This is a genomic window from Gaetbulibacter sp. M235 (genome assembly GCF_043876835.1).
GTDB lineage: Bacteria > Bacteroidota > Bacteroidia > Flavobacteriales > Flavobacteriaceae > Yeosuana.
In genome coordinates this window covers 15,749-32,892 of the sequence record NZ_JBAWJZ010000015.1, presented here as the reverse complement: position 1 = coordinate 32,892, position 17,144 = coordinate 15,749, and the positions used below count along the sequence as shown (strand labels likewise).

General features: G+C 32.8%; 9 protein-coding genes and 1 pseudogene. 1 reads left to right on the top strand and 9 read right to left on the bottom strand.

What is annotated here, in order from left to right; all coding sequences use genetic code 11:
* Positions 1–445: 445 nt before the first annotated feature.
* The 6 genes from V8G69_RS16170 to V8G69_RS16145 all read right to left on the bottom strand — a co-directional run bounded on the left by V8G69_RS16170 (position 446) and on the right by V8G69_RS16145 (position 11,554).
* Complete coding sequence (locus tag V8G69_RS16170) at positions 446–2,575, bottom strand: glycoside hydrolase family 97 protein (RefSeq protein WP_394883209.1); 2,130 nt, start codon at positions 2,573–2,575, stop codon at positions 446–448.
* Positions 2,576–2,930: 355 nt separating this feature from the next.
* Complete coding sequence (locus tag V8G69_RS16165; protein ID WP_394883208.1) at positions 2,931–3,128, bottom strand: hypothetical protein; 198 nt, start codon at positions 3,126–3,128, stop codon at positions 2,931–2,933.
* The gene (locus tag V8G69_RS16160) at positions 3,094–5,160 is read right to left on the bottom strand and encodes a glycoside hydrolase family 97 protein (protein WP_394883207.1); all 2,067 of its coding nucleotides are present in this window, start codon (positions 5,158–5,160) and stop codon (positions 3,094–3,096) included. The genes V8G69_RS16165 and V8G69_RS16160 overlap by 35 nt, the downstream gene beginning before the upstream one ends.
* Positions 5,161–5,398: 238 nt before the next feature.
* Entirely contained in the window at positions 5,399–6,898 is a 1,500-nt protein-coding gene (locus tag V8G69_RS16155) for a RagB/SusD family nutrient uptake outer membrane protein (protein ID WP_394883206.1), read from the bottom strand.
* Between the two features lie 20 nt (positions 6,899–6,918).
* Positions 6,919–10,161 carry a SusC/RagA family TonB-linked outer membrane protein gene (locus V8G69_RS16150; RefSeq protein ID WP_394883205.1) on the bottom strand — a complete coding sequence of 1,081 codons (3,243 nt, stop codon included), beginning with the start codon at positions 10,159–10,161 and terminating at the stop codon, positions 6,919–6,921.
* Between the two features lie 226 nt (positions 10,162–10,387).
* Positions 10,388–11,554, bottom strand: coding sequence for a FecR family protein (locus tag V8G69_RS16145; RefSeq protein ID WP_394883204.1), 1,167 nt, complete (start codon positions 11,552–11,554; stop codon positions 10,388–10,390).
* Positions 11,555–11,669: 115 nt separating this feature from the next.
* Between V8G69_RS16145 and V8G69_RS16140 the strand changes: the two genes are divergently transcribed.
* Positions 11,670–12,269, top strand: a complete 600-nt coding sequence (locus V8G69_RS16140; RefSeq protein WP_394883203.1) for an RNA polymerase sigma factor — start codon at positions 11,670–11,672, stop codon at positions 12,267–12,269.
* A gap of 34 nt (positions 12,270–12,303) precedes the next feature.
* Here the strand turns inward: V8G69_RS16140 and V8G69_RS16135 are convergent.
* The 3 genes and pseudogenes from V8G69_RS16135 to V8G69_RS16125 all read right to left on the bottom strand — a co-directional run bounded on the left by V8G69_RS16135 (position 12,304) and on the right by V8G69_RS16125 (position 17,135).
* A pseudogene (locus V8G69_RS16135) lies at positions 12,304–12,959 on the bottom strand (IS6 family transposase).
* 77 nt (positions 12,960–13,036) lie between these two features.
* Positions 13,037–14,665: an alpha-glucosidase gene (locus tag V8G69_RS16130; RefSeq protein ID WP_394883202.1), complete on the bottom strand. Its 1,629-nt coding sequence runs from the start codon at positions 14,663–14,665 to the stop codon at positions 13,037–13,039.
* A 1-nt stretch (position 14,666) separates the two neighbouring features.
* Positions 14,667–17,135, bottom strand: a complete 2,469-nt coding sequence (locus tag V8G69_RS16125; RefSeq protein ID WP_394883201.1) for a hypothetical protein — start codon at positions 17,133–17,135, stop codon at positions 14,667–14,669.
* Positions 17,136–17,144: the final 9 nt, after the last annotated feature.

Genomic DNA, 17,144 nt, shown 5'->3' with positions numbered 1-17,144 from the left:
TACTTCCTACTTCGGAATGAAGCCTCCAATTGTGGACTGAATTTAAAGACCCACCTTTGAATAGTTGCATGGTCTACCTTCACTCCTCTTATGGCCATCAACTCTTCAATTTCCCTATAACTAAGCCCAAATCTGAACTTGAAATAAATAGCTTGCATAATTACTGACTTGGGAAATGTGTGGCCTTTGAACATTGTTTTTGTCTTAAAAATACAAAAATTCTATTTTTACTAATTTAGATACGACAGAACCGTAATTTTAAATATTGATAATAATCTATTTAAAATATCATTTGTTCATTTATTTTCTCATACATTCAATTGTTAAGCTTGCAACAAAAAATGGACAATTAGTCGAATGACTGCAATTTGATAACAAAAAGCTTTCTTAACTTTCAGCAAGCAACTCATAAAATAAGCATATCTGCAATTATTTTGAAATTATTTTAATACTCTATTTTCTTTAAACTTATTGCTGCACCACCTCCTGGAGCTAATTCTAAATTTAATTTCGAAAGTTGGGTAACAATTAATTTTTCAATTTTTAAAGATGTTGGATTCTTATCCCAATGGGCATTTTGACCATCTTTGTAAATTATGGCCTCATAATTTATATTAGGATCAAGAAAATCTAATGAGATTGTTAGATTTCTCGCATTTTCATCTGTTACACTTCCAATAAACCAATTTTCCGTTCCTTTTTCCTGCCTTGCTATTGTTACAAAATCACCAACTTCTCCATTTAACACTTTGGTTTGGATCCAGTCTACACCAACATCTTTGATAAACTGTAAGGCTGGATTTCTTTCATAATTCTCGATTAAATCTGCAGCCATTTGTATAGGGCTGTAAATCACCACATACAAAGCCAGTTGTTGCGCAATGGTTGTGTTTACTTGATTATCTTTTTTCCACTTATCAAATTTAATATCGAAAATTCCTGGTGTATAATCAATTGGCCCAGCCACCATTCTGGTAAAGGCTATAATCGGTAAATGTTCTGGCGGATTTCCTCCATCTGAAGCCCATGCATTAAATTCCTGTCCGCGCAAACCTTCTCGGGAAATCGTGTTTGGATATGTTCTGCGCAAACCTGTGTCTTTAATTGGTTCGTGCGCATTAATGGCGACTTGATATTTTGCTGCTTTAATCACTGCATTGTTATATTGATTTACCATATATTGTCCATGATGATATTCTCCTTTTGGTAAAATTTTACCCACATAACCTGTTTTTACGGTATGAATCCCTAAACTTTGCATTAAAGCATAAGCTGTATCTTGTTGTTTTTCATAAGTTTCAGTAGCTGCTGAAGTTTCATGGTGTGTAATGATTTCAACGCCTTTTTCTTTACCGTATCGAACAACCTCATTTAAATCATAATCCGAATATGGAGTTACAAAATCGAACACACCTTCACGGTCTTCAAAACCGATCCAATGTTCCCAGCCTGTATTCCATCCTTCAACCAAAACAGCTCCAATATTATTGTTTGCAGAAAAATCTATATATGCTTTTGCATTTTCAGTTGTTGCTCCATGTTTACCATGTGGCTTTGCCTGTGTGGTGTGTGAACTCATATCTTGTTGAGCACTCATATCCCAAGTTGATTTTCCCAAATGCATTTCCCACCAAATACCTGTATATTTTGTAGGTTTAAACCAAGAAACGTCTCCAATTTTATTTGGTTCGTTTAGATTTACAATAAGCAGGGATTCAATCAAATCGCCTGCTTTCTCGGCAATTTGAAGGGTTCTCCAAGGTGTATGAAAAGGTACTGTTCTTTTTACTTTGTAACCAGTAATTTCTGAGCCCACTAATTCACTTGACATTGATAAATTTTCTTTGTCTATTTTTAAAGTCATATCTGAATAATCCACCAAACTAGCCTCATGAAAACTCAAGTATAATCCTTCATTCGTTTTCATGGTAACAGGTGTGTTTACAGCATTTTCAGGGATATATGTTTGCGCTAAATTTGGGTTGTTTGCTTTAGAAAGCGCATCAATTTCTGCAAACTTTGAAGTATTGTATAAATGTTCATAAATATCCCAATCGCCTGGAGACCACCAAACCATATGGTTGCCAGTTAATTTAAACTGTGTATTTTCATCGATAATAATCACTTCGGAAAGGTTTTCCTGCTCAGGAAACTCATACCTGAATCCCAATCCATCATCATACACCCTGAAAATAATCGTTAGTTTTCGCTTTAAATCTGCTTTTTCCTGAAGCTCAATTTTTAATTCATTGTAATTGTTTTCAACCTCGGTTTGTTCTCCCCAAGGCATTTCCCATACTTCGTTAAAGTTGCTTGATGTTGCATTTATAATTTCAAAGTTTTCATTTAAGGATGCCATGCCTTTTAAATCAAAACTTCCAAATGTTGATGTTTTTATGATATACTTGTTTTTAAAGGCAACCAAATAAGTTGGTTTGCCATTTTCAGTTAATTTAAATTCAATTTTAACATTTTCATCAGGTGAAGCAATAGCTGTTTGCCATTCACTCTTTTTTGAACAGGAAAATAACACTATGCTCAAAAGTACTATGCTCAATTTTAAACTATTTTTCATTTTTTAAATTTTTATTTTCTAATAAATAATGACGTATGTTGTCAAAACCACATGACAATCCCCAGAAATCCTCTAACGGTATATTTGGTTAGTTTGCCAAAGACTCTTGGGCAAAATCTTCATCATAGTAAACTCCATCAATCTTCTCTTGCCATTGTAACAGACCTTTAGGACGTTCTTGCTCAATTTCAGATTATTACCGAAAAACAATGGGGCCATCCTGTTTCATTCATTGTTGTTACAACTATAATCCTTGCATAATATGCAAGGATTTCATTCCTTTCTAATTTAAAGAAAACTAAGGGCTAGGACTCAAACACTAGCCCCCAGTTATTCAAACTACTAACTCAAACTATTAAACTTTGTTAGCTACTTTACCAAAGAAATTACCTTCCATAAATTCTAATGCCCCAAATTGTTTTTTCTCTTGATCGTATACACTTAAATATGAGGCTTCTGCCACAAAATCTATGAGATTTTGGTAGTCTTTGGGTATTGTAATTATTAATTCTCTACCATTAGTCAATAGCCTTAAAATAGATGGCTTGTCCACCGCCTTCAGCAAGATTGATTTTAAGTATTGTTTTATTGGATACCTCCTTATTATGTATTGTATAATCAAGAGGGTTTTTATCCCAATGTGCCTTTTCACCATCTGCATAAATGAATGCACGGTATTTCACCCCTTCATCTAAAAATGTAAGGGGAATATCAAAATCTCTTGATTCTTCATTAGTAATACTGCCCAATGCCCAATTTTTTGTATTTTTTTCTTTTCTAGCAATGGTTAAATACTCACCAATCTCTGCATTAAGAACTTTAGAATCATCCCATTCTACAGGAACATCTCTTATAAATTGGAAAGCAGGGTTGTTTTCGTAATTTTCAGGTAAATCTGCTGCCATTTGTACAGGACTGTAGAAAACGACAAACAATGCCAATTGCTTAGCTAAAGTTGTAGGGATTTGATTGTTTTCGCGATATTTTTCAAGTTTGATATCGAAAATTCCAGGAGTAAAATCCATTGCGCCACCCAACATTCTCGTAAATGGGAGAATTAGAGAATGAGATGGGTTATTTCCAGGTTTCCCCCATGCATTAAATTCTTGTCCCCTTGCAGTTTCTTGGGATAATAAATTAGGATATGTTCTGCTTATTCCAGTAGGCTTTATCGTTTCATGTGCAAATACCGTAATTTTGCGCTCAGCAGCTTTCTCAATGGCTATTCTAAAATTTTCAATCATCCACTGTCCTTGTTGATAATGCACTGCTGGAATTAATGTTCCTACATAACCTGATTTAACAGTACCAATACCTAATTCATCGAGATATTCATATGCATCATCTAATTTGTCCATATAATTGCCAACCAAGCCATTTGTTTCATGTTGACCAATTATTTTTACACCTTTTTCATTTGCATAACGAATTACTTCCTTAAAGTCATAATCTGAATAAGATGTAACCCAATCAAATTGACATTTTCTTTCACCATTCATCCATGTTGGATTACATTCATTCCATCCTTCTATCAAAACTGATTCTATATTCTGTTTAGCAGCGAAATCAATATACCTTTTTGATATTTCTGTGGAAGTTCCATGATTATTGTTATCCATTTCCCAATCATATTGACCAACATGCATTGCCCACCAAAGACCAATATATTTTTGTGGATGTATCCATTCAGTATTTTCAATTTTACAAGGTTCGTTTAAATTTTCAATCAAATTGGATTCAATTAAACCTGCCGCAGATTTTGAAATTTGGATTGTTCTCCATGGAGTTTCAAAAGGTGTTTGTGTTTTTACTTTAATACCATCCTCCCAAGCTACAAGTGCACTTGTCATTTTTAGCTTTTCAGTATCGCATTTTAATGTCATCCCCGCATAATTTGTTAGGTTAGCTTCATGAAAACTAAGATATAACCCTTCTTTTGTTTTCATTGTTATTGGAGTGTTTATGGCTTTTACATCAGGAATATAAGAAGCTATTAATTGGTTTGTAAGATATGGCGTTCCATCAATTTCGCTAAATTTTGTTTTAGAATATAGATGTTCATAACTATCCCAATCTCCCGGATTCCACCAACATATAAAATCATCGCTTAATTGAAATTCTGTCTGCTCGTCTGTAATAAGTACTTTGTTTAAATTTTCTTGTTCTGGGAATTCATAGCGAAATGCCAAACCATCATCATAGACCTTAAAAACTACATTAAACTTCCTCTTCGATTCTGATGTTTCTTGAAGTTGGATCTTTAACAAATTATAATTGTTTTTAACCTTTGTTGTTGGACCCCAAATCCTTTCCCATGTTTCATCAATAGAATTTACTTCGAAATTAACAATTGATAAATTGGCTTTTATCTCCTTATCATTTTTGAATTTAAATGAGATGAAGGAATTATCTATTATTTTCTTATTTGCATAAGAAACATTATAAAATGGTCTACCTTCTTTATTGACATTAAATTCAACAATTGTAAGACCATCAGGCGATTTAATATATTGGCTCTTATCGCTTGAATATGAATTATTAGCTATGAAGAGAAAAAATAGTGAAAAAAATATGTGTTTTACCATATGAGTTAGTTTTGACTAGATGAAATTGTGCATAGTAATGTTATTGAATGTTTTAAAGGGCCATTTTTGTTTACTCATAAAACATTTCTGCTAATTCAATGCTCAATTACTTATTTCTAAGCAGTTCATTTAAGATTACGTCTAGAATTTCTTATTTTGTTTATTTACTAAATGGAGTAGATTTTATACAACCTAATTTTAAAAGGGCTTCCCAATAGCTGAGAAGCCCTATAAATTATTAATAACCTGGATTTTGGACCAAATTCGTGTTTTTTTCCAGTACAGAAGATGGAATTGGAAAAATCCCTCTATAAGCTTCTGTAGAACCTTTTTCCCACCATGGATTAAAGAAATCACCAAAACGAATATTGTCTGTACGTCTATTTCCTTCGTAAACTAGTTCAAACTTTCTCTCATTATTAATAAAATCAAGATCTATAGGTCCAACTGTTGATAATCCAGATCGAGATCTTACTTGTTCAACTAAAGGTAACGCATTCGATGGATTGCCTAATCTTACAAAGCACTCGGCTTTCATTAGCAGTATTTCTGAATAACGCATTACTACCCAGTCATGATCGCGTTCCCAGCCTTCACCATCTTTTGTTTCATATTTATACATACGTACTCCTTCATTAGCTTTTGCTGCATTTATATCTAAAATATCTTCAGTATAATCAAGTTCACTTCCATCGTCCAATAATATTACTTCTCCAGTACTAATATTATATTGCTTTCCTTCAAGCAACGATTTTTTACGTAAATCATTATCATCGAAAGAAGAATAAAGTCCTGGTTGGCTAAGTAAACCGTTAGGACTACCAGGGTAGTTACCTGTTGGTGATATAGCAAATTTTTGATACTCTTGAACGGTCATTGACTGAAGATAATTTCCTGTAGTTCCAGCTTTACTATCAAAAGGTATTGCAAAAATAGTTTCTCTTGAAACTTCATTTTGAATTAAAAAATTGGTAAAATAATTTGGTTCCAAAATATAACCCGTAACTTTGTCACAAGCCGCAATACAATCTTGCCATCTCGGTGCTCCCGTAAAAATTTCAGCATTTAAATATAACCGGGACATAAGTGTATTGGCAACATTTTGGGTAAATTTCCCCCAAACTGCCCCAGTAGGCAGGTCTGCTATAATATCATTTAGTTCTGATTCAACAAATTCAAACACTTGATTTCTGGTTGAATTCGCAGGCAATTCAGAAACATCATAATTGGTCACAATTGGCACATTTCCGAACATATCTAATAATATGTAATAGTAGTAGGCTCTTATAGCTCTTAGTTCCGCTTTGATTGGAACCATTTGTTCGTCGGAAAGATTTGATTGTTCAACTTGAAAAATTACTGAGTTTACCTTTGAAATCCCAACAAAACAATACCTCCAAGAGGCCAAAATCATCCTGTTATCAGGGGTCCATGTATGTTTCTGAGCGTCAATATAAACACCGCCATCATACCAGCCTCCTCCAATTTTTGTAGCTATACATGCTTCGTCTGAAGCAATTTCATTCAAAAAGAATACATACTCACAATTAGGATAGGAAATGGTGATACCATCATTAAAGCCCCGCAATGATGCATATGCACTACCAATAATCGTATTGATTTCATCTGGAGTTTTTCCATATTCATCAGACGATACTTTATCATAAAGATTTTCGTTAAGATTCGTACAGCTTATTGTAAGCAATAGAATCATAGATATATAAATTATATTTTTCATATTGATAAATTAAAATAAGATTAAAATGATAGGTTTAAACCTAAAGAAATTGTTCTAGTTTTTGGATAGTAATTAAAAACATCCATCCCTGGATGATCTAATCCATCAATGCTAACTTCTGGATCTATTCCACTATATTTTGTTATTACAAATAAGTTTTCACCAGTCACAGAGATTCTGCATTTTTCAATACCAATATTTTTAGCATTGAAATTATATCCAACTGTAACATTTTGAAGTCTTAAAAATGATGCATCTTCAATCCATTGACTAGAATAAGCTGCATTTGATTCGATACCACTTGTTAATGCTCTATCAGTAACATTATTTATTGGCAAACGATTAATATCACTTATCACCATATTTGTACCATTCAACACTTTCTGACCAGACATCCCATATAATGCAACTTGAAAATCAAATTTTTTATAGGTCAAATCCGTACTAAATCCAAAGTTGAACTTTGGTTGTGCATTGCCTAAATCTTGGGCTTCTCCATTATTAGCATAAGTAATCTGCCCATTTGCATCTATCCCCGTACTTTTAGGTCCCCAAAAAGTTCCAACTGCATATCCTTCTTTGATTACTTGTGCAAATTGACCTGACATTCCTGGAAGTCCATGAAGAGATCCTGAGTAGATTGCATCTGTTTGATAGGTTTGATTTGACAATTTTTCAATTTTTTGAGTATTATGAGAAAGTGTTAATGTGGCATTCCAATTCAAATCTACTTTGCTCAATAAATTGGTATTAAGAGTAAACTCAACTCCTTTGTTGCTCAAATCTCCTACATTGGCAAGCATAGTGCCATATAAATAAGGTGGCTGTGGAACTTCATAAGTGTAAAGAAGATCACTCGTTTTTTTATTATAGATCTCAAGTGAACCGTTAAAAATTTTAAAGAGAGAAAAGTCTATTCCAAGATTAAATTGGGAAGTTGATTCCCATTTCAAATCAGGGTTGTCGTTTTGAATTACACCATAGGATTGTTTCCATGTTCCGGTAGACGCATCATAATATGGAGCACCGCCTGCTCCCATAAGAGATATAGATTTGTACTCACCTATACCGTCCTGATTTCCGGTTACACCATACCCAATTCTTAATTTTAGATTTCCCAGCCATTCTGATGTGCTTTCCATGAAAGGCTCTTCTGAAATTTTCCAAGCCATAGAAGCTGAAGGGAATAGTCCCCACTTGTTATTGGCTCCAAACCGTGAAGAACCATCTCTACGGATACTGGCAGTCAATAAGTATTTATTGAGATAACTATAATTTGCACGACCAAAAAATGAAATGAGTTTAGATTGTCCTTTAAAAGAGCTTACGTCATTGGCTCTGACATCCTGTCCTGCACCAAGATTGTTATACAAAAAAGAGTCCGTATCAAAACCTCTTCGTTGTGCTCCAAAACCTTCATAAGTATAATCTAAATAAGAATATCCCATCAGTAAATTTAATTTATGGTCATCCTTAAATTCTAAATCATAGGTAAAATACGTTTCTAATTGTTTGTTTGTAAAATCCGATAAAGATCGCTCTGCTTTACCATTATCTGTCTGACCTATTATTACTGCATAAGTTGGTATATAAAGACGATTTTGAATAGAATTATACTCGTAAGATGCAGTTGTAATCCATTTTAACCCTTTAAGAATTTCCAATTCTCCTTTTGCATATCCAAACATTCTTTGTTGTGAATTATTAGATGTTCGATTCGTTAAAATTTCAACAGGATTCTCGTAAGATACACCGGACACATTAGTGAATTCTCCGTTAGCATCCCTTATTGGAATGGTTGGATTTAAATTGTATGTCCTTTGAAATACCGAAAAATCTATGGTATTTAATATTCCAATACTTACGCCATGTGATTTATCGAATGTACTATGAATACCAGCCTCTAATCTTAATTTTCTGTTTAAGGTATATTGATGTCCAGATAGACTGGCTCCAATTCTCTCCAAACCACTTTTTATGATTGCACCTTTATTTTTTAAGTAATTTAAAGAAACACGACTTCCTCCGTCATCACCATTATTAACAAAGGAAAGCGTGTGGGAAGTAACAATTGATGTTTGCTGTATAGCCTTTTGCCAATCAGTGTCCCCGCCAAAGTCAACAGCGCCAATTGGATTTTCATTTTTAACATAATCTCTCCATTCACTAGCGGATAGCAAATCAAGATTATTGGCAGCTTTACCAGTTGCAAAGTAACTATCATATTTAACCGTCTTCCCTTTACGGTTACTGTTTGTTGTTACAATAACAACGCCGTTTGCCCCTCTTGAACCATAAATAGCACAGGCTGAAGCATCTTTTAATACATCAATTGAAATAATTTCTGATGGTTGTATTGTGTTAAAGTCAACCCCAGAAATTCCATCTACCACAACTAGTGGACCATTGCTTGCTGAAAGCGATGTGCCTCCTCTCAATCGTAAAGATGCACTACTTGTAGGATCTCCTGATGACTGAATAACCGATAACCCTGCCACTTTACCTTGTAAGAGTTGTTCCGCAGAAAAAACAACACCTTTTTTGAAATCCTTTGATGAAATAGATGAAATAGATCCTGTTAAATCACTTTTTTTCATTTTACCGTATCCAATTAGAACTACTTCTTCTAGGCTTTCAGAATCTTCGACCAAAACTATTGATAATTCTAATTGTCCACCGACTACAATTTCAGTAGTTTTAAATCCTATATATGAAATAACCAGTACGGCATTTTCATCTTTAATATTTAAAATAAAGTTACCATCAAAATCAGATTGTGTACCATTTGTTGTACCCTTTTCTAATATATTTGCTCCTGGTAAAGGCTGCCCTTTGGAGTCAGTTATAGTGCCTGATATTTCATGCCCTTGCCTCTCCACAATAAAATCATTTGAGGATTTTTCTGAAATAATGATGGCCTTGTTTGGAGTTACTGTAACATTAAGATTCCCTTTAGACAAGCTTTGTTTTAACAAGCTGTTTGTTCCTATGATCCCTTTTTTTACTTCTACCTTAGGAAAATCTTTAAAGATACCTTCTTCATAAAAAAAACGATAATCAGTTTGATCCATAATGAGATCAAATACCTCATCAACTGTTAATGTTTTATCCTCTTCAATTTTAATTTTAGAATTTTGGGATACAACATTATCAGGTGTTAAGCCAAAAAAAGTTGCACAACATAAGAAAATAAAAGTTCTCATAATGTTCATCAAAAGCCGTTTTCTAAATAGAAAACTGGCATTAGTTAATTTAATTTCCATAAATTTGTTTGTTGTTAGATTAGTTAGTTAAACATTTTAATTAATTGATTAATAATAATACCAGAGGATAGAGCTTTATACTTTTGCGGGTTAAACTTTATCCTCCTTTTTTTGATCGTTATTTTATTTCATAGATTTACAATTTTAGATGTTATTAATATATTTTAGTTGTTGTTATTAATAGGGGTTTTAAACTTTAATATGTACTCAAAATGCCTTAATTCTTTTATTTAAGCATAATAGTTTTGTTTCTTATTTCGTAATTATTTATTGTACTGGATTTCATAATTGATAAAATTTCATCTATACTTTGTTTTTTATCCAAAATGCCTTTAAATTTTATTGACTCTATATCCTTGTTTTCAAAAATAACATCAACATCATACCATCTTGATATAACCTTCATAATGTTTTTCAATGGTTTTTCCTTAAAACTGAAGATACCATTTTTCCATGAAATTTCTTCTTCTACATTTACATTAGCAACTGAAATGCTATTATTTTCTGTATTTAAATTGGATTGTTGATTAGGTATTAAGTTTTGTTTTGAAATACCATTATCTACCGTCACAATACCTTCTACTAATGTAGTATAGATATTAGTTTCATCTTTATAGGCTTTAATATTAAATTCAGTTCCTATAACTTCAACTTCTTGAGCTCTATTAATCACTTTGAATTTTGAGCCTTTGTGTTCTGTGCTAGGAGACACATCAAAATATGCTTCTCCATATACTAACTCAACTTTTCGAGTTTCTCCATCTACAAAACTCACGGGAAATTTTAATTGTGATTCTGAGTTTAACCAAACTCGTGTGCCATCAGATAGTTTTACAAAATACTGTCCTCCTCTGGGTATAGTTAAATAATTATAGGCTATTTCTGTTATGGTTTGTTTATTGGCTTTATAGATAATTTCTTCTCCATTACTGCTTGCATTTTGTGTTTGGAATGCATTTCCCTTTTCTAAAATTACAGTTGAACCATTCTCTAATGTTAAGGTTGCTTTGTCCGTACCGGGTACAATGGTATTAGTATTTACTATTACAGGTACAGTTTCTATAGTCTTATTGGATATATTATTATTAAAGAAATACATTGTAGTTACAATTCCAATAAAAATAGCTGCTGCGGTATAACGAAAATTTATACGAACTTTTTTAAGCTTAATTATTTTCTTTTCACTATCAATTATTCGCAGAAGTTTCTCTTTTACATTATCAGAGTTAAACTTTTTTATACTGTATTCTATTGCATAGTTAGTCTTGACATAGTCATTAAATAACTTTTCATTGACAGGGTCTTGAATCCATGCCTCCAACTCATCCAATTCTAAAAATGAAGCTTGATTAGTTAGATATTTTACTATTATGTTTTGAATTCTTTTTGACATCTTTCAGTTTAACTATTTAATAATAAAACGTCACATTTTTGCTTAACCCTAACTTTTATGATAACTTTTTTAATACTTTCGTAATACTTAATACAAAATATTATCATTTTCTAATATGCAAATTAATTTCAATAATGACATTATTTTAATAGATGTACTAAAAAAGGGTAATTCTAATGCCTATACTTTTTTAGTAAACAACTATCATCATAAACTCTGTGTTTACGCATATGGCCTCACAAATAATCACGATTTATCTGAAGATATTGTTCAGAATGTGTTTATGAGTGTTTGGAAACAAAGACATAAACTAAAAGATGATTTTGTAGTTAAAAATTATTTATATAAATCTGTTTATAATGAGTTTATTGATCAATACCGTAAGCATAAATCTGTGTTAGCCCTTGAAAAAAAATATATTGATGCTTTGAGCGCCATTGTTGAAGATGAAGAGGATAATTCTCTAGAACAACTGATTAATCTTGTTAAACAGGAAATAGAAAACCTCCCTCCAAAATGCAAACACACATTTTTATTAAGCAAACAAGAAGGGCTAACCAATATTGAAATAGCTGAATACTTAAATATTTCAATAAAATCTGTTGAAGCTCACATTACCAAAGCTTTTTTTATCTTACGTCAAACGGTTGGAAAAAAAATGAATTGTATTTTATTTTTATTATTTTATCCTAAAAAGGTTCTGTCGCGTTTGTGAAATTATGATCTAAAAATTTGCAGTTAGCAAGACTTCATGCCGCCAAGCTATAAAATGCCTTATAGACAGATAAACACTTGCTGTCCATCTGTCCCTTCTTTATCATATGCACCATCTCTATTCCCGCTATACTCCGCCTGGCACTCTCAAAGTCTCTGTAACCCTGTACTACCCGTTTCTTTATAAACCTATGGTCCTGTTCAACTATGTTGTTCAAATACTTGCACTGCCGTATCCGTATCTTAACAAAAGAACGTCTTCTATAAACCTTAATGGCCCCTTTGTTAGAACCACTTTTGTCAATGTTTATCAGTTTGGGACGATCATTGTTGCTTATGGCCTTGATCAAAAAGGATTGTGCAGACATACGCTGCCTCCTCTTGGTCAATAGAAAGTCAATCGTGTTTCCCTCTTTATCTACAGCTCTGTACAAATACCTCCACTCCCCTTTTACTTTAATGCATGTCCCGTCCATCCTCCAGCGCTTTCCTACCTTATGCTTTCTCCTTCTGAATGAAGCCTCCAATTGTGGGCTGAATTTATAGACCCACCTCGAATGGTTGCATGGTCTACTTTCACTCCTCTTATGGCCATCAACTCCTCAATTTCCCTATAGCCCAATCCAAACCTGAACTTGAAATAGATAGCTTTCACAATGACTGACTTAGGAAAAGTGTGGCCTTTGAACATTGTTTTTGTTTTAAAAATACAACATTCCTGTTTTTATTAATTTAGATGCGACAGAACCATTTCATGTTGTTTTGAGGTTATTTAATAATAGAGTATTTATTAGGTTCAATTGTTAATTCTCCAAGTAAAATGGTTTCGCTTTTTTCTAAAGTTATTTTCTTGGAGTTTTTGCCAAAATTAAAGTAGCATTTAATTGTATCACCATTAAATGTTCTTGAAAATGACAATAAACCATATGAAAAGTTTAAATCAGTATATGTTCCATATTGCAAAACTAGCTCCGAATTTCTCAAAGCGATTAGTTTTCTGTATTTATTTAACAACGAATTTTTATCTTTCTCTAAAGTTGAAACATTTAAAAATCTGGAATTTTCATTAACCTTAATCCAAGGAGTCTTATTTGAAAAACCAGCAAATCCTGAATCATCCCATTGCATCGGGCTTCTAGATTTGTCTCGGTTATAATTATTCCCTATTATAATTGCTTCTTCAATGGTTTTTCCATTTTTTAAAGACATTTCATAATGTGTTCTCCCTTGAATATCCATCATCTCTTTTAAAGAATTGGCTTGAATATTCTCCATTCCGATTTCTTCTCCATAATATATAAAAGGGATTCCTTTTGCTGTTAGCATTAAAGCTGCTAAGGCTTCAGCTCTTTCAGGATTATTTTTCGCCAAACGACTTTTAAGGCGCGACATATCATGACTTCCGAAAAACAAGGTTGGATAGTTGCTCATATTGTTTTCCATGCTTTGCAACTCATCATATAGTCGTTGTGCTGAAAATTCTTTTATACTTCCAAAGTTAAAATTGAATACCACATCTAATAATTCTGTCCCTTGGTATTGTTTTAGAACTTCAATTTTATCACTTCCTATTTCACCAATAATAAAACGGTTATCAAATTCATTAATGGTTTTTCTGATAGTTTTCATGGCTTCTTTAACGCCTTTCTGACTAATATCATTTAGGTGTTTTTGATTTCCATTTTTATCAATTGGATTATCAAGAGTGATGCCATCAGTAGTCAAAAAATTGATCACATCCAATCGAAATCCATCAACGCCCAAATCTAGCCAAAATCTCAATACGTTTTTAACCTCTTCAACTACCTTTGGATTTTGCCAATTAAGATCGGCCATTTTCACATCAAACTTATGGTAGTAATATTGGCTAGTTATACTATCAAATTCCCAAGCAGAGCCTCCAAAAAAAGATTCCCAGTTGTTGGGGTTGTCTTTCCATATATAATAATCTCTATAAGGATTGTCTTTGGATTTTTTAGCTTCTTGAAACCATTTCGATTCTGTAGAGGTATGGTTAACTACCAAATCCATAATTATTTTTATGTTTCTTTTATGTGCCTCATTCAAGAATATTTTAAAATCTTCCAAAGACCCATAAGTTGAATCAATTTTATAATAATCTGAAACATCATACCCATTATCTACTTTTGGAGATTGCAAAAAGGGTGTTAACCAAATACCTTTAATTCCCAAATCTTGAATATAATCCAGTTTTGATGTCAATCCCTTAAAATCACTATAACCATCTCCATTGCTGTCTTTGTAACTGGGCATATAAATTTCATAGAATACGGTTTCTTTCCACCAGATTTTTTCGTTGTTTTTAGGTGCTTTTGTTTTACATGAAAATATGGTAAAAAGGAATAGAATTAATATGGTTGTCTTTAAGAGCTCCATTTTATTTTTTAAAGTCAGGGTCCATATCCGGAGTACGAAGGCCTGCTACTTCATTTGCCATGAGTATAAACACATTCCAACATAAACCTCGGGTTGATTCCCACCAAGTATCTGTAGTAGTCCATTTTGTTGGAATAAATTCTTTACTATATGGCCATTTCGGATTAAGGTTAATTTCTGCCCACGCCCTGTTTTCCATAAGTGGTTTAGCTTTTTGCCATCCATGACGTAAACCAACTACATAGCCACAATATTCTGGTCGCATCCAACTCCCACCATTGTAATAAAAGCCATCTCTTGCCCCATCTTTATAATTGCTTTCCCCAAACTCCCTAAAAGGTTGATAATCTGGCGTTAAATAGGAATATCCTTTTTCACTCTTATCCAATCGAACACAAACAGGTGCTGTTGTACCATACTCTGGGTGTGGCGAATTTGGAACTTTATTAAGTATTGGTATCTGCTCTAAGTGATTGATAACCATATCATCAGTTAGCATCGGTTTGTTGAATAACCATAAAGAGAAAAATTCTGGTTCCAGATCAGTCATAGTAATCACATCTGGAAAATCCCTATCAAACAGCAAATGTTTTCTTTGTACATCATAAAAATTAAGATAAGCAGCTTCTGCTTTTTCTATATATGCAGCTGATATATCATATCCTAATTCCTTAATGGTTTTTAGCGCGATTGTAAACATACCTTGATTTACTGCCAGTTTATCAGTTTTAGGCTCATATATATTAATATCAACCTGACTCAATGTAAAATGCGATTTACAGATACCATCTCGATCATCATCAAATTCATGTAAAACATAATCTACGGCTTTATCAATTTTGTCTTTAGGTAGCGTAACACCATAGCGTCTTTTATTCATCATGGCCCAGATTAAAAATTGAACAGTAGCCTCATTATCCTTACATTCTATAGTTCCCATATATGGTGTTATAATAGTTGCTACGGCACCATTGGCATTTTGGGTTTTAGCCCACTGATTCCATATTTTTAAATTTAGTTCTTCATTATAACTAGAAATTATGGAGAAAAATGAATCCCTATTGTACATATCGGGCGCATAGTTCATATTAGGAACATTTAAAGGTGTAAAATCATTAATAGAAGTTATCCATGTCAACATGTTGAAGTTTGCATACAACATTTTTTCTATCAAAGATCCTTTAAATCCTTTCCCTTCAGCAAGACGAGATTGGGAAGACACTACAAAATCATGATGATTAGTCCAAGACCCCACAAATATATAGCTTGTTTTGCTAACCTTTTCACCCATATCCATTCTGTTATAGGGTTGCTTTAGAGGTTGGTTTTCTACAATTTTTAAATCTTTAATTTGTATGGTAGCTTCTTTTCCTGACTGTGTTCCCAGAAATATAGATACACTGTCGTTTTCTATATAAGGTACCAGAATACTTCCCTTAAAAAGTGTCCATTCATTTTCTTTTATTGGAAACTGATCAATGTATTTGATACCGTGTTCCAACTCAATGGTTTTTTGTCCATTTTTAATTCTGAAAAGTTTGAGGGCTACAGGTGAATTTCCTTTGGAAAGAAACGAAATAGTATATAATTTTTGATCTTTTAATGGCGATATAAACTCTATTCCAGCTCGATTTGAAGGTTTACAATTAAGTGAGATTAATCCAGGTTCCCTTATAATTTCAACGGCTCCAACTTTTTGAAAATTATCATTAATTTTCAATACCAATTCTTTTCCTGCATCTAGATTGTACATTTCTCCAAATTTTTGTTGGATATAATGCTGTCCTTTTGCTCTTTCCTCCAATGTAGCAACCGAAACCAATTCGGGATCAGGTAATTTTCTCATTCCCACAAAACCACCACCATGACCATTAAATCTCCGACGCGTTGTTCTTGTATAATGATTTTTATAGCCTGCATCCATTAAAACTCCAACTAATTGATTGTTTGGTGTGACAAAACCTGCAGATGGAAACATTTCATGAGCAAAACCTCCCTGAAAGTTATCGTGTTCAAAAGTGACATATTTGGAAGGTGTTTCTGAAGGCTTAAAATTTTCTTCAATAGTATAATATAGTGATGGTATACCCGATTGAAATAAATCAATGCTCTTTTTTATGACATTGGAATTTACGATTTCATAGGTTACGGTCATTGACAGATTCAAATCAAAATCCGATAAGTAAGTCTCTTTTGATAGTTTTACAATGGTTTCATCTCCTATCCATTCCGAACCTTTCCAATCATTAATTTCAGTTGTTTCACTTAAATCTAAATTGGCTACTTTAAGTTTAAATTCTTCCGTGTTATGAATTAATAATTGGTTTCCGTTATAAATATCTACATAAAACCCCTCTTCTGCATTTCCAACTACTTTAAGGTTGATATTTTGACTCCATCCACTGATTACACTAAAACAAAACAATTGAATTAGAAGTGTCATTCTAATTTTTATATATAATTTAGTCATCTTAAATAT

Bases quoted from the DNA above. Each gene is read 5' to 3' on its own strand.
- V8G69_RS16170 (WP_394883209.1), bottom strand. From the start codon at position 2,575: ATGAAAAATAGTTTAAAATTGAGCATAGTACTTTTGAGCATAGTGTTA.
- V8G69_RS16155 (WP_394883206.1), bottom strand. From the start codon at position 6,898: ATGAAAAATATAATTTATATATCTATGATTCTATTGCTTACAATAAGC.
- V8G69_RS16140 (WP_394883203.1), top strand. From the start codon at position 11,670: ATGCAAATTAATTTCAATAATGACATTATTTTAATAGATGTACTAAAA.
- V8G69_RS16160 (WP_394883207.1), bottom strand. From the start codon at position 5,160: ATGGTAAAACACATATTTTTTTCACTATTTTTTCTCTTCATAGCTAAT.
- V8G69_RS16130 (WP_394883202.1), bottom strand. From the start codon at position 14,665: ATGGAGCTCTTAAAGACAACCATATTAATTCTATTCCTTTTTACCATA.
- V8G69_RS16150 (WP_394883205.1), bottom strand. From the start codon at position 10,161: ATGGAAATTAAATTAACTAATGCCAGTTTTCTATTTAGAAAACGGCTT.
- V8G69_RS16125 (WP_394883201.1), bottom strand. From the start codon at position 17,135: ATGACTAAATTATATATAAAAATTAGAATGACACTTCTAATTCAATTG.
- V8G69_RS16145 (WP_394883204.1), bottom strand. From the start codon at position 11,554: ATGTCAAAAAGAATTCAAAACATAATAGTAAAATATCTAACTAATCAA.